General features: G+C 43.3%; 10 protein-coding genes. 6 read left to right on the top strand and 4 right to left on the bottom strand.

The annotated features are described in order from the left end of the window. A complete protein-coding gene (locus tag CLV32_RS06570) occupies positions 1-1029 on the top strand; it encodes a PorP/SprF family type IX secretion system membrane protein (protein ID WP_133553722.1) in 1029 nt (342 codons plus the stop codon). A gap of 6 nt (positions 1030-1035) precedes the next feature. On the opposite strand, the gene CLV32_RS06565 is transcribed toward CLV32_RS06570, so the two are convergent. Next, positions 1036-3849, bottom strand: a complete 2814-nt coding sequence (locus CLV32_RS06565; RefSeq protein WP_133553720.1) for an outer membrane beta-barrel protein — start codon at positions 3847-3849, stop codon at positions 1036-1038. A gap of 37 nt (positions 3850-3886) precedes the next feature. Continuing rightward, positions 3887-4747 carry a hypothetical protein gene (locus CLV32_RS06560; protein WP_133553718.1) on the bottom strand — a complete coding sequence of 287 codons (861 nt, stop codon included), beginning with the start codon at positions 4745-4747 and terminating at the stop codon, positions 3887-3889. Positions 4748-4851: 104 nt separating this feature from the next. Between CLV32_RS06560 and CLV32_RS06555 the strand changes: the two genes are divergently transcribed. After that, positions 4852-6408: an MFS transporter gene (locus CLV32_RS06555; protein WP_133553716.1), complete on the top strand. Its 1557-nt coding sequence runs from the start codon at positions 4852-4854 to the stop codon at positions 6406-6408. On the opposite strand, the gene CLV32_RS06550 is transcribed toward CLV32_RS06555, so the two are convergent. Further along, a complete protein-coding gene (locus CLV32_RS06550; RefSeq protein WP_133553714.1) occupies positions 6395-7645 on the bottom strand; it encodes a hemolysin family protein in 1251 nt (416 codons plus the stop codon). The genes CLV32_RS06555 and CLV32_RS06550 overlap by 14 nt on opposite strands. A 154-nt stretch (positions 7646-7799) precedes the next feature. On the opposite strand from CLV32_RS06550, the gene CLV32_RS06545 reads away from it, so the two are divergent. The 4 genes from CLV32_RS06545 (at position 7800) to CLV32_RS06530 (ending at position 12946) form a co-directional block, all read left to right on the top strand. After that, entirely contained in the window at positions 7800-8843 is a 1044-nt protein-coding gene (locus CLV32_RS06545) for an alpha/beta hydrolase (RefSeq protein WP_166641901.1), read from the top strand. A 118-nt stretch (positions 8844-8961) separates the two neighbouring features. Beyond that, entirely contained in the window at positions 8962-10032 is a 1071-nt protein-coding gene (locus CLV32_RS06540; protein ID WP_133553710.1) for a DUF5694 domain-containing protein, read from the top strand. Between the two features lie 102 nt (positions 10033-10134). Continuing rightward, entirely contained in the window at positions 10135-11412 is a 1278-nt protein-coding gene (locus CLV32_RS06535; protein ID WP_133553708.1) for an acetyl-CoA C-acetyltransferase, read from the top strand. Between the two features lie 163 nt (positions 11413-11575). After that, on the top strand, positions 11576-12946 hold the full coding sequence (locus CLV32_RS06530) for an alginate export family protein (protein ID WP_133553706.1): 1371 nt from the start codon (positions 11576-11578) through the stop codon (positions 12944-12946). A 40-nt stretch (positions 12947-12986) separates the two neighbouring features. On the opposite strand, the gene CLV32_RS06525 is transcribed toward CLV32_RS06530, so the two are convergent. Then, positions 12987-13781 carry an SDR family NAD(P)-dependent oxidoreductase gene (locus tag CLV32_RS06525; RefSeq protein ID WP_133553704.1) on the bottom strand — a complete coding sequence of 265 codons (795 nt, stop codon included), beginning with the start codon at positions 13779-13781 and terminating at the stop codon, positions 12987-12989. Positions 13782-13889: the final 108 nt, after the last annotated feature.

Here is a 13889-nt window from a genome sequence, read left to right as displayed (position 1 = left end):
ATGAGCAAAGCAAAAGCACTGGTATTGTTGTTTTTAATCAGTAGCTACTTAATTCCCGGCGTGCAGGCACAGGATCATATCTATTCCCAGTTCTATAACGCGCCCAATTACCTTAACCCTGCATTAAACGGGCAGTTTGAAGGAGACTTCCGGGTGAACATGATTTACAGAAACCAATGGTCGCAGATTCCCGGAAACCTAAGCTATTATACTTTTTCTGTAGACTATAACCTGCCCCGTTTAGGTGGAGGTGTAGGGCTGATGATTAGCAAATCTAGTGAAGGTACAGCCTACCTCAATAAGGTAAATATTGCTGGTATCTATTCCTATAGTGTAGAGTTTGATAACAGTGTTTTGTCATTTGGCGTCCAGGGAGGTATGACTAACCGCAAGCTCGATTACAATAAGCTGGTGTTTTTAGATCAGCTGGGTAGTGGCGGCATCACCGGCGGTATCTCTGGTGCAACATTACCGGAGTTTAATAACAAGTTCTATTTTGATTCTGGGGCCGGCATCAATCTGGTTACTGGAAATTTCATGATCGGTGCTGCTGGTCAGCATCTGAACAAGCCGGATGAATCTTTTACAGGTACAAAATCTGCATTGCCCATCAGGTATAATGGATATGCGAGTTACAAACTTGCATTAAGTCCATACGATATGGACAATACCTCCTTTTTAATTCCATCCGTAGTCTATTATCAGCAAGGTACTTTGAAGTCGTTAAGTCTGGGTGCACAGTATAAACATCAGAATGTGAATCTTGGTGTTTGGTACCGTGGTGACGGGCAGTCTGCTGATGCAGTTGTGGTCTCAGTGATTTTTGATCTGTTTGGACGCAGCGATTCCTATGATAAAGTTCGTCTGGGTATCAGTCATGATGCCACATTATCCAGACTGCCTTACGGTCGCACGGGAGGTACCACCGAAGGTGCTTTAACCTACGAAACTACCCTCAATCCAAACGTTGAAACCAGGTATGGGCAGGGTAGGGGTGTTTATGGAAATCGCTGTTACGATTTCTATTAGAACGTTTTATTGAATAAAACTTCCGTCACCGCGTCTGCGTAACTCCTGACCATTCCGCCTCGGAGAGCCAGTCCACTTTTGTAGGTTAGTACGCACGCTCAGCATAAAGTAACGACTCAAAGCGTTTGTCAGCGTATTGGTTACTGAATTTTCTGTAGTTACCTGATTAACGAAATTATTTTGTTTCAGGATATCAAACACTTGTAAGTTAACAGTTAAGTTCCTTTTCTTCAGGAAGTTTTTTTCTATAAATGCATTGATAACCAATGGATTTCGACTCAGATTGTTTGATATTCCTTTTACGTAATTTTTGCTGGCATTATAGCCAACGGTAAAGGTCTTGTCTTCTAGGAAATAAAACTTGCCATCAATGTTCATTGATAGCGTACGCACATTGGTGTTGGTTGATCTTGGTAATGTATACAATGTACGGGCTACATCGTAAGCAACAAAAGGATTGACCTCAATAGACTCGTTTGGATTAATTCTTGGACCAAAACGCTCATTGAAGCGCCAGGTAGTAGTTACGTTTTCCTCGTTGTTACTCATGGAAATGCCATGTCCATAGGTAACATTCCCAATCAATGAAAGATTGTATTTGCGGTCGGCAAGCTGTTTGGCAATATTGTAGTTTCCATTGACTGTATATATGCCACTTAAATTTACAAACCGTGTTTCATTTTTAAAGGTATTCAGGTTGTCTTTGATCTGGACAGTATTCGTCACAATCTGGTTGCTGATGATACTGGTGTTCACATTTGCCGAAAGATTCAACTTGGAATTGGCAATATAGTTATTGTACTGCGCAGCTATATTGTGTCTGAAAGCGGGCTTCAGGTTCGGATTACCCACCACAGGATTTTGGGGATTGGACTCGTCACGTACCGGCTGGATCTGATTGAACGATGGTTCGGTAGGGCTTCCAGAATAATTTATGGAAACGCGTTGCTGGCGCGACCAAGCGTATTGAAATCTGGCAATTGGAATCAGGTTGAAGTTAGTCCGCCTGGTGTCTATATTTCCACCTGTCACCTTAGTGCCTTCAAGAAGGGTTGGTACCGCAGTTAACCCTAGAGAGAAATTGTATTTTGGTTTGGTAAATCTATAATTTGCTGCTATCCTGACCTCAGTAAAAGAATAATTAAAAATGTTGCTGAGTGAATCAATTACGACCGGTCGGCCGGCAACATCTATGTTATTTGTTAGCGCTTCGTTATCATAACCACGATAGTTCATCTGTGTGTTGAATTCCAATTGTGAACTCTGACTAAGCGGCTCTACGTAAGTCATGCTGGTACGCAGATTCTTGGTCAAATTGCTTCGCGTGATATATCTGTTTACCAGGGAATCCTTAAGCACATTACTGGAAGCATCCTGATAATAAATGATATGATTGTTCTGGGTGTTTTCCTGTTCCTGATCAGCAGTATTGTAGTTCACCTGAATGGAAAAGTTTCTGCGTGGTTTCTTGAAAATGTGCTGATAAAAAACAATCCCACCATAGTTTGGATTTGTGTTGTGACTGCTTGTTGATCCAAGAATATCCTGGTGAATCAAACCTGTTTGATAGTTCGTGGAGTTATTTTCTGAAACGCTTCCAGAATAGCTGAAACTCGGCGTCACTCTCAGGAAGTTGGCACTGTCAATGTTGTATTCCAGTTCGAAACTGAAATTATGTGAATCACTATTATTTTGTGATGCCCTGTTGCTCTTAAAAAACGTTGTACCTAGTGTGCTGTATCGTTCACCATCACTGATATTAGTAGAATTTACATGACGGGAATTATAGCGGTAATTCATATTGACCTGAATTTTTTTACCCCATTGATCCCGGTAGCTTATACTTGGATTGTTGCTGGTTGTTGTCCCTCCACTGCCACCGCCGCCACCGCCAGAATTACCTGTTGATACTGCATTGTTTCCACCAGCCGAGCCCCCGGCAATACCCGTTGATGCCACTCCATTCACCGTATTGTTGAAGTTACCAATCACTGAGATCACCTGATTACCGTTCGTACGTGCCAGGGCTACACGACTTTCGTACCTACCATCATTTCCCGCACCGGCACTAATCCTGGCCGTGTTGCCCACAGATCGATCAGCTTTCGTTGTAATATTTAAAACTTTTTGCGGATCACCATCTTTAATTCCTGTTCTCGCCGCCTGGTCCCCGTAGTCATCTACTACCTGAATCTTGTCTACAATATCTGCTCCCAGGCTTTGTATAGCCTGCGCCAGATCTCCACCAGCATATTCTTTTCCATTTAATTTTGCCTTGGTAATCGCTTGCCCCTGATGGGTAACAGAGCCGTCAGTACCCACTTCCATGCCTTCCATTTTTTTGAGCAGCTCATCAACAGTGGCATTCGGCCTTACCTTGTAATCACTGGCCTTATATTCTACGGTATCTGTTTTATAGGTAATGCTGGCGGCACCATTGATCACCACCTCGTCTAATTCTTTACTGCTGGAGTTTAACACAAGGGGATCAAGGACAAGTCTTGGAAGTACGTCGTTATTCAATAACCGTTTAACCAGGGGACGGAAACCAACACTGCTGACCGACATCACAAAAGTTGCCGATTTTACATTTTTGAAAACAAAAATCCCATCAGAATTCGTTGTAGTAATCAGGCTGTCGGTCGCGCTCTTAAGCTTAACTGTTGCCCCACTTACAGCATTGTCCGTGCTGTCTTTAACAATTCCACTTACTTCACGTAGTGCCAAAGGAGGTTTTACCACATTTGTTCTTGGAGGGGCTGTCTGCGCAAAGGCAGCAGAAAAACAGAAAAATAACAAGCAAAGTAGCGTTTGTTTCATGGGGTCGGTCTAAAAGGATGGGTAGGTATGTTGCGAGTTATTTAATCAGTTTGTATTTGCCCCAGAAATCTGTTGCGGACATCATATCTGTCCCGCCACGAACAACAGAAATAACGGGGCCACCACCACCACCGCCGCCGCCAGCTCTTCCAAACCCTTCTACAACTACGTTACCATCAACCATGCCCATACCAGCTAAGTCTATACCGTTTACTTTAACGTTAAATGCGAGATCTGTTTGTTGTGAGGCCGATAAATCTAAAAGTGATAGCGGAATTGAAAGCTCATAAACGAGGTTTGCTTTGTCGTCAATATTGATCACGGTTTTTAATCCATAGGTATTATATATTGATACCGTTGTGTCAGCGATGGACTTTACACCAGTAATCCTGAATTCTTTCATGGCAACAATAGCTCTTTTATGTGCCGTAATCAGCGATGTTGTATCAGTGCCACCCTGGCCCGCCTGACGATTTCCTGGTCCGTTTCCGCCACGAGCGCCTGCTCCAGGTCGGCCTCCACCAAAGCCACCTCTGCCACCGGCACGATTAGGAACAGGATACATAAGTACCAATGCGTCTTTTTCCCTCTTTTTCGCCTCTTTATTCAGCACGATAGTGATACCATTGGCAAGAATTTTATTGATGGTAGGTTGATCAGTACATTTAAGTGCTAGGTATATATTTTGCGCGTCATTGCTCATCGTATAATGAAGCATCGTACTTTTACTGTATTCCATTTCTGCTGTCCATTCAGTTAGCTTCCCATCGATCTTAACATTTGACGGTGCTTTGATTCCCTTTGATAAGTCCTGTGCGTTAACTATACTGGTAGATAATGAAGTCAACAGGACGAAGAGTGGTATTCTAAATAAGGCGGAGGTAAGTGTTTGGCGCATAATAATGGGTTGATAACTAAAGATACAGTATTGACGCAGGCCTTAATCATAAGTTTAATATGTAACATATATTATACGTAACTTTAGTTCAAACGAGAATTGCCATGGCTACAGTAAAGTTAAGCAGTGTAGAGGGAAGATGGATTATGGTATCGGCCATTCTGGCTTCGGCAATGGCCTTTATTGATGGTACCGCATTGAATGTTGTATTGCCCGCCTTGCAATTGGATCTCCATGCTTCGGCGATGGATCTTTTTTGGGTCCTAAACGCCTATCTGTTGGTTCTGGCCTCACTGATCCTCATTGGTGGAGCAATGGGCGACCGCTATGGGCGCAAGAAAGTTTTTATGCTTGGCATCCTGATCTTTATCGCGGGCTCTACTGCCTGTGGTTTTGCTCAGCACGTTACGCTGCTGGTTATTTTTAGAGCCCTCCAGGGAATAGGTGGGGCGCTGATGATCCCAGGGAGTCTTTCTTTAATCTCCTCTGGAATAGCCGAAAAAGAACGTGGAAGGGCTATAGGGACATGGTCTGCATTTACCACAATCGTTACCATGGGCGGGCCAATTTTAGGTGGCGCATTGGCAGATGCGGGCTTATGGAGATATATTTTCTTTATAAACGTGCCAATCGGCCTCGTTACATTATTGATGCTTAGTACGAAGGTGAAAGAAAGTGCTGATGGCCAGGTTAGGGGCAGGTTGGATTTTGGAGGTGCCCTCACCATTGCCCTGGCACTTGCAATGTTGACTTTCGGATTTTTAAGGGTTCCCGTATTGGGGATAGTGCATCTTCAGACATTGGGTATGCTAGTTGCTGGATTTGCCTTACTGATCCTATTCATCAGGATTGAATCCAGGCACGAAAATCCCATGATGCCGCTCTCCTTATTCAGGAATTCCATTTTTAGCGGAGCCAACCTGCTTACATTTTTTCTCTATGCCGGCCTGGGTGCCGGGATGTTATTTCTTTCTTTAAACCTTGTGCAGGTACAAGGTTATAGTCAGCTGCAATCAGGCTTTACCTTTTTGCCATTTACCGTTCTTATGGTATTGATTGCGCGTTTTGCTGGCAAGCTTGCCGATAAATACGGTCCACGGTGGTTCCTCATCGCTGGCCCGGCAGTAGCTGGCCTGGGAATGCTACTATTGTCGTTGGTAGCCCAAACTGCAGGGCCGGCAGCCTACTGGAGTACATTTTTCCCAGGAGTTCTTGTCCTGGGATTAGGAATGTCGTTCACTGTTGCTCCATTAACCACGGCGGTAATGGGCGCTGTACATGAAGAGCTGTCGGGTACAGCGTCAGGTGTCAACAATGCCATGACGAGGATCGCTAGTGTCTTCGCAAATGCTATTTTTGGTGCGCTGGCAGTACTGTTTTTCGTAGGTGTGCTGAAAAAAGACCTGGCAAATCTGCCCCTAACGGAATCACAGCGCATAGGAATTATAGCGGAGGCCAAAAACCTGGGTGATGCGAAAGTGCCTGAGTCAGTAAATCCAGAAATACGCTCAAGGATAATTCGTGCAAATAAAGACGGATTTATTCACGCTTATCAAATGGTGATGCGTATTTCGTGTATCCTGGCACTAACTGGGGCTGTTATGGCTGTAGTTTTTATAAAACCCCGGGGCTTGTCGAAAAATAATGTTAAGGCAATGTGATAACAACCTGCGATTCATGTGCTGGCTCAGTTGACCACTGGAATTTGACACCATTAATTTCCAATATAGGCGAACTTTTCATTTCTCCCCTTAACAGTTCACCAACACTAAGGTATATGGCTTCGTATGGGCGAATCCAGTCGAGCGAAAGCGTAGTTCTCAACCGTTGCAAATGAATAAATTCTTCAGCAACCCATACCTTTTCAGACCTCTGCTTAACATATTTTCCATAATCCTCAAGCTCAGGAAGGTCACCGAAAATCGCCTCCATGATATCCTGCATCGTGAGTATGCCGATAAACTTTTGATGCGCATCAACAACGATGCTGAAATCTTTATTCATTTCTTTGAAATGGGTGAAGATATCTCTGACGGGTAAACTGGAGTCAATTTCATAGCTATCCATAATACTGTCATGCCAATCGTCGTCGTTGGATAGTAGAAAAGTCTTTGTCTTTAAAATGCCTGTTACCGTATGTGGATCTTCACTGATAACTGGAAAGTAGGCGTAGGGCTTCTTGCTGATTAATGATTTTACCTGCGCTGTTGACCAAGCTGAAGAAAGTGTAAGGGTGATGCGTGCCGGTTTCATAATACTGAAAGCAGTTCGGTTTTTGAAGGCAATCACATTTTCATGCATCCAAAATTGTTTTTTCTCCAATAGTCCTTGGTTATACGCTGTACCAAGCATCTTTTTCAGGTCGTTCTCTGATATCTTTTTATGTTCAGGAGTTTTTATGGCCAATAGCTCAAGGATTTTGTGTGTACTGTAGGTTAGTAGTTTAATAAAAGGATAGGCAATTTTTGAAAAGATCACTAGGGACGGCGCTATGATCAGGGACACCTTTAACGGAAACTGCAGGGCAATTGATTTAGGGACAAGCTCACCAAAAACTATAGTGAGATAGGTGATGGAACCGATTCCGAGGATCAATGACCCCGTATGCGCAAAATATAATGGAACGCCCCAGCCACTAAGCCAATGTTCCAGGCCTGCCGCCACAACACTGCCACCATAAATTCCTTCTATGAGGCCCAACAATGTGGTACCTACCTGCACGGCACTCAGAAATTCTTCGGGATTCTTAATGAGCTTGAGCGTGCGAATCGCATTGGTATTCTGAGCTAAGTTGCCTTCTGTTAACTCTTCGGTCGTTACAGAAACCAAGGCGAGTTCTGCGAGAGAAAAGTAGCCATTTAATATAATAATGAGTAGGATAATTAATACGTCAACCATGAGTTTTTGTTATTGGTTTAGGAATCTCATACTAAGATAGCAAGTGTTTACAGAATTGTTTGCGCTATTAGACGAGCAGGCATATTGAGTCGTTGAATGAAATTGAAATAATTGATACTTATCTGTATTTTCACCTACTCCAATTATCAAAACAGTGAAAAAGACCATCATCCTTTCAATATTTATCCTGGTTTTTAATAGCATCGCTTCTGCGCAAGCTATTCCTCAGGGAACCGTGAAAACTGTATATCTAAACGCCAAATCTCTGCAGCAAAATAAGGGTAACGAAAATCCAAGACGTAGGGTTACGATATATCTGCCTGCCGACTACAGTGCGAAGAAAAAATACCCTGTCATCTATTATCTGCATGGTTTTACCTGGAGTGATAGTTTAGTCTTTGCCTCGGATGGCATGGCTCAACTGTTGGATAGAGCAATTGCTCAGCAGAAGATCCGCCCGTTCATCCTTGTGGCACCAGACGCTAATACATTGTATAAAGGATCTTTCTATACTAATTCTAATGTGAATGGCAACTGGTCAGCTTTTGTAGCAGAGGACCTGGTAAACTTTATTGATGCCAACTACAGTACGATTAAAAATAAAAACAGCCGGGGCCTCGCCGGACATTCTATGGGAGGGCATGGTGCGTTAAAGATCGCAATGTTATACCCTGATCGGTTTAGTGCTGTTTACGCAATGAGTCCGGCACTGCTGGCGGCTAATAGTGAATGGATGCTGAACATGGGTTCTGTGTCGTCTATTCTGAATATGTCTGATGCAAAACAATTATCTGGCGACTTCAATGCTATGCTTGCCGTGGCATTGGGACGTGCATTTTCACCTAATCCTAAAAAACCACCCTTTTATTGTGATTTGCCGTACATCAAAAGTACCGACTCACTCTCTGTTGATGATCATGTCTTAACGTTATGGAATGCGAATACGCCTGCTGCGTTACTGCCCACACATGCTTCGGCACTAAGAAACCTCAGGGGGCTGGCTTTTGACTGGGGATCCAATGACCAGTTTAAGCATATTCCGCTCACGGCACGGTCATTTGCCAGTCAGTTGGAAGCTTTCGATGTATCATTTTCTGCCCGGGAGTATCCTGGAGATCATGGCAGTAAAATCATGTCTGATGATGGACGTGTCTTGAATTTTCTCCTGCCGTTTTTCGAAACTTATCTGAGCTTCTAAGATGTGACCCGTTTTTTTATTTGGAACTCTGACGGGTTGGGATAACAAAATAACCTGTAGGTATAATTTTGTTGATTACTGAATGCTACTTGCTGAGATTAGAAATAAAAACAGCAATATGAAAAGACTTCGCATTTTCTTCGTAATCAGCGTACTGCTAGCAGCATGTCAAGCAACTTTTGCGCAACAGCAAATTGAGATTATGGTTTTGGGTACATCACACGACAACCCTGCTAAGGATTCCCTGGAATATCAAAAAGTCCAGGCCAGACTTCTGGCATTTAACCCCGATTTTGTTGCCGGTGAATATGTGTTGCGTGGCGACTATATGAAATTGTCGCCAGACAGTTATAGAAGGACTTATAGCGACAAAATAATTGCTTATATTGATCAAAGGAATCCCGGTTTAAAATACAATGCAAAGGATGTTAAGAAAGCCGAAATGGCATTAAAAAAATCGGCCAATTTTCACAAAATACGTATTGACCTGGCCCTTCAGTACATTAGAAATTATGATTTTGCAAATGCCGCCTATCAGGTATTCCTTCTGGAAAAATACTATAAACCTTTTTTCGGCAAGGAGGAGCTGAGTTATTACAATACGCATCTGGGCACTACTGATTCTTTAAAAAAGATTGGATTGTTCCGTGAAACCAGCGAATATACGACCATCATCTTTCCCATGCTAAAAAAGCAAAATTTAGACGTGCTATATGCTATGGATTGCCAGACATATGATCTGGAATGGTCTAAAGCCTGGGATATGGTAGCCCGTGTGTATCCTTATATCCCAAGAATTGCAAAGCTTGACCCTAAATCTGAAGAGGGGAGGGTCAAGAAAAGGATTGATAGCACCTACAAGGCATTGGAAGCTGAGGCTGCCAAAAGCGGGTTAACGGGGTACGCATTGCTCAATACAGAGACCAGTGGACGCTACCACGATCTCGAAAATTTTTATGGCGGCCCATCGATGCTTGGTTTTTCAAAAGCTTATCCTGATGATCTGGTTAAGGAAATGTTGAAATATTGGATGCTCCGCAATGAAGGCATGGCAAGTAACGCAATCACCCAAATCAGGCAGCAAGGAGCAAAAAGAGCTATTATCGTAGCAGGAGCGGGACACCAGAAGTGGTTGTCAGATCTATTGAGGAAAGAAAAAGATGTGAAACTCGTGAATTATAATGATTAATACCGCCTTTAATTGACACAGCTATTGCATAAGATTTAGGTTTTGAAATAAACTAATCGGTATATTTATTCTGTGCTTAAACATACTTCTTATTTATTTAATATGGCTGGTGAAACTAAGATCAGAAAAGTAGCAGTGGTGGGATACAATAGGATTCCATTCGCACGAATTAATACAAACTATACCGATGCAGACAATAGTGACATGCTGGTTGCAGCACTAAACGGGCTGATAGAAAGATACAGCCTGAAGGGACAGCGTTTGGGCGAAGTTGCAGGCGGAGCCGTTATCAAACACACGCGGGAAAGTAGTTTAATAAGAGACTGTATTTTAAAGACCAAACTCGATCCAGCTACACCAGGAGTTGATCTGCAACAGGCCTGCGCTACAGGAATAGAGGCTGCGGTTTATATTGCCAATAAAATTGCATTGGGACAAATCGAAGCGGGAATAGCCTGCGGTGTCGATTCTACAAGTAACGTACCAATAGTTGCTTCTGAACACTTGCGTAATGTGCTGCTTGAAGCAAGTCGTGCAAAAACACTGGGTTCTAGAATTAAAACATTTCTTAAGTTGAAATTGAAGGATTTCAAACCGGGTGTTCCCGGCATAGATGATACCTTTACTGGCCTGTCTATGGGTGGGCATACGGAGCTGACGGCAAAGTATTATGGGATCAGCAGGCAGGATCAGGATGAGCTCGCACTAAGCAGCCATCAGCGTCTGGCGAAAGCTTATGATGAAGGTTTTTTTGAGGATATGGTAACTCCTTTTAAAGGGTTGGCGGTAGATAACAATCTGAGACGCGATACTACCCTGGAAAAGCTCGCTAAACTCAAACCCGCTTTTGATAAGGTAAGTGGAACCCTCACTGCCGGGAACTCAACTCCTTTAACGGATGGCGCTTCTTCGGTGCTGATTGCTTCTGAGGAATGGGCGGCGGCGCACAATCTTCCTGTCCTTGCCTATATTACTTTTATGGAAACCGCTGCGATCGAATATATCGAACATAAGGAGAACTTGTTGCTTTCACCAGTTTTTGCGGTAAACAGGATGTTAAAACGTGCAGGATATAAACTTCAGGATTTTGATTTCTATGAGATTCATGAGGCTTTTGCGGCACAGGTATTAACGACCCTGAAGATTTGGGAAAGTGACGCACTCAGTGCAACCTTTGGGCTTGATGCTTTGGGCAAAATTGACCGCAATAAACTCAACGTCAAAGGTAGCAGCCTCGCTGCGGCACATCCATTTGCAGCTACTGGTGGTAGAATTATTGCCACAATGGCCAAGCTTTTAAATCAAAAAGGGAGTGGAAAAGGTTTGATCTCTGTATGCGCTGCAGGCGGGCAAGGCATTACCATGATATTGGAAAAATAATAACATTGGGTCTTGATGCTGAGACTACCGTATTTCGTTGTGCCATTTTATTAATCCCCGATATGTAGTAGTAGTTGATCGGGCGATACCCCATAAGTTTCAGTTATCCAATTGATTATGTGCATGGCATGCCGCTTGGTGATTTGCAGAAAAATCACAAGTCATGAAATTAAAGTTATTACTGTTGCTTACAGTATTGCCTGTGTTAGCCTCAGCGCAGCAGATCGTATTTAAGTCGATGCGTTCCGACGAGGATTATAGCACATTTGGAAGATTGGCAGACAGCAGCTGGTACCACCGGTTTAAGTTCCATCCTTTATCGATTGATAAGCTCAATTATATCAGTTTTGGCGGTGAAGTACGTAACCAGTATTTTCATTATAAGGATCAGGATTGGGGCGAATCCTTGCCTGATCGTGATGGCTTTGTCCTTGCGAGAACGCTGTTCCATGCTGATCTTCATTTAGGTAAGTCTTTCAGGACTTTTGTTCAGCTCCAAAGCAGCATGAGCAACGGGGAACTCGAATCTCCATCGCCGGTCAATCAAAATCCATTAGACTTACATCAGGCCTTTATTGATTTTACGCAGCCAATTGGCAAAGTATCTTTGCTCACCTTTAGAATAGGCCGGCAAGAGCTTTCCTATGGTTCACAACGCCTGGTCTCGCTCAGGGAAGCTCCCAATAACAGGCAGGCATTTGACGGCGGCAAAATGACTTACAGTACAGCGCGGCTTCGGGTCGAAGGTTTTTACACAAATTATGTTCAGGCGCGGGCAGGTATATTTGATGATCGGATTACCGCAGACACACGGTTCTGGGGTACGTATGCTACTGTAAAGAAATTTCCATTGCTGAAAAATATTGATTTGTATTACCTGGGAATCAAAAAGCGCAAGGCAGTGTTCGATGATGGTGCAGCTGGCGAATTACGTCATTCTGTAGGCTTGAGAACCTGGAATACCAATCGGCAGTGGCAGTACGATATCGAGGGTGTTTACCAGTTTGGGCATTTCGGTCAGAATAAAATTGCTGCATGGACACTTTCTTCAAATGTGGCTTATACCTTCAATGACTTTTATCTTTCACCACAACTGGGGCTCAAAACAGAAGCTATCAGTGGTGACCGGCGTTATGGAGACGGCAAACTGAATACTTTCAATCCATTGTTCCCTAAAGGCGGGTATTTTGGCTTAGCAGCGCTTATAGGTCCAGCAAACCTTTTCGATATTCATCCCTACCTTCAGATATCCTTAAGCAAAAAACTTACCCTGATCGAAGATTACGACGTGTTTTGGCGGATGCAAACCAGTGATGGGATTTATGCGGTAAATACCAGGTTATTATATTCAGGCAAAAATACGTTATCAAGGTATATTGGAGGTCAATTAGGTACCAACCTGGAATATAACCCAACTAATTCGCTTTATCTGCGGGCGGAGTTCACCTGGTTCAAAAGTGGCGACTACCTGATGGAGGTTGGACCGGGTAAAGATATTCTGATGAGTGGAGCTACTATCACCTACAAATTCTAACCTTTACCCGGGCAATTATAATATACTTTTATTCTTTCAACTAAAGTATTCCTTTCAATAATCCCCCTTCAACCCTGATAGAGGCACCATTTGTGGCTGAGGCCAGTGGACTTGCCAGATAAGTAACTATGTTTGCTACTTCGTCTGTAGCCAGAAAACGCTGGATGATGGATGTAGGACGGGTGGTTTTAAAGAAATCCGCTTCTACTTCTGCGGTCGACTTGTTTTGATCTTTAGCCAGATTTTCAATGAAGCCGCCTACACCTTCAGATAAGGTTGGCCCTGGCAGCACAGAATTCACTGTAACCGCTGTGCCCTTGGTCAGTTCTGCCAAGCCGCGGGCTATCGCTAGCTGCGCAGTTTTGGTCATCCCATAATGGATCATTTCTTCTGGTATCTGCACAGCAGACTCGCTCGATATAAAAATGATGCGTCCCCATCCATTTGTTAACATCTGTGGGAAGTAGGCCCTTGCCAGGCGGATTCCACTCAGTACATTCACCTCATAAAAACGTAACCAATCTTCGTCAGTAATATCAGTAAAAGCCTTAGGCTCAAAAATAGCAACATTATTGATCAGGATATCTACCTGTGGCAGTTGTCCAATCAGGCCTTTGATGGAATCAGCACTGGTAAAATCAGCGGTTATGCCAGTAATCTTGTCATTCCCACTTTCGTTTTTGATCTGCTCCACGGCTTTATCAACGCGTTCTGACGTACGGCCATTCACGATAACTTCAGCCCCTTCTTTTGCAAGTTGAAGTGCAATGCTATAGCCTATTCCAGCAGTTGACCCGCTTACCAAGGCTTTTTTATCTGTTAATTGTAAGTCCATAATTTTAAATTTTATTTGGTCTCTTTGAATCTACCGATTAAATATAAGGGAAAAAAAGACATGGTAAGCATACCGCAAATGCTGCAGTATGTTTACCATGTAACATAA

The organism is Pedobacter duraquae (assembly GCF_004362245.1).
In the GTDB taxonomy this organism is placed as follows: Bacteria; Bacteroidota; Bacteroidia; order Sphingobacteriales; family Sphingobacteriaceae; genus Pedobacter; species Pedobacter duraquae.
The sequence above is the reverse complement of the archived record's forward strand: the minus strand, read 5'-3'. Positions and strand labels throughout refer to the sequence as shown.

Bases quoted from the DNA above. Each gene is read 5' to 3' on its own strand.
- CLV32_RS06540 (WP_133553710.1), top strand. From the start codon at position 8,962: ATGAAAAGACTTCGCATTTTCTTCGTAATCAGCGTACTGCTAGCAGCA.
- CLV32_RS06530 (WP_133553706.1), top strand. From the start codon at position 11,576: ATGAAATTAAAGTTATTACTGTTGCTTACAGTATTGCCTGTGTTAGCC.
- CLV32_RS06555 (WP_133553716.1), top strand. From the start codon at position 4,852: ATGGCTACAGTAAAGTTAAGCAGTGTAGAGGGAAGATGGATTATGGTA.
- CLV32_RS06550 (WP_133553714.1), bottom strand. From the start codon at position 7,645: ATGGTTGACGTATTAATTATCCTACTCATTATTATATTAAATGGCTAC.
- CLV32_RS06535 (WP_133553708.1), top strand. From the start codon at position 10,135: ATGGCTGGTGAAACTAAGATCAGAAAAGTAGCAGTGGTGGGATACAAT.
- CLV32_RS06560 (WP_133553718.1), bottom strand. From the start codon at position 4,747: ATGCGCCAAACACTTACCTCCGCCTTATTTAGAATACCACTCTTCGTC.
- CLV32_RS06570 (WP_133553722.1), top strand. From the start codon at position 1: ATGAGCAAAGCAAAAGCACTGGTATTGTTGTTTTTAATCAGTAGCTAC.
- CLV32_RS06565 (WP_133553720.1), bottom strand. From the start codon at position 3,849: ATGAAACAAACGCTACTTTGCTTGTTATTTTTCTGTTTTTCTGCTGCC.
- CLV32_RS06525 (WP_133553704.1), bottom strand. From the start codon at position 13,781: ATGGACTTACAATTAACAGATAAAAAAGCCTTGGTAAGCGGGTCAACT.